General features: G+C 62.4%; 1 protein-coding gene. It reads right to left on the bottom strand.

All coding sequences use genetic code 11. From position 1 onward, the window contains the following. The coding region (locus CYD26_RS25180; RefSeq protein ID WP_158240149.1) for an immunoglobulin-like domain-containing protein at window positions 1–380 on the bottom strand (380 nt) is incomplete at both ends.

The following is a 380-nucleotide window of genomic DNA, read 5'->3' as shown; positions in this document are numbered from 1 at the left end:
TCAACGGTGATGCTGCCTTCTTTCGCGCCCGCGGCGATGGTGACGACCTGGTTGTTGCTCAGGGTCACCTTCATTTCCGTGCCGGCCGGGTTGGTCAGCGACACGGTGTAGACGATCTTGCCGCCTTCGGTCACTTCGCCAGTTGCGCTGACGCTCAGGCCAGTCGAATCCTGGGTGCCTGGACCGTCGGTTACGGTCGTGGTTGGCTTGCCTGCCGCTTCTACTTTCTCGTAGTTGCCGCCACTGATGTCCGTGATGCTGTTGGTCAGCGGCGCGTTGGTGTTGTGGACGTTGTTCGGCGCGGTGAACGGCACCGAACCCGAGGACTCACCCACCGGAATGGTAATGGTCTGGCCGTTGGCCAGGGTCACCACCAGCGG

Source organism: Pseudomonas sp. FFUP_PS_473, assembly GCF_002858665.1.
GTDB classification, from domain to species: Bacteria; Pseudomonadota; Gammaproteobacteria; order Pseudomonadales; family Pseudomonadaceae; genus Aquipseudomonas; species Aquipseudomonas defluvii.
Note: the sequence above shows the minus strand (reverse complement) of the source record. Positions and strands in the feature narration are given on the sequence as shown.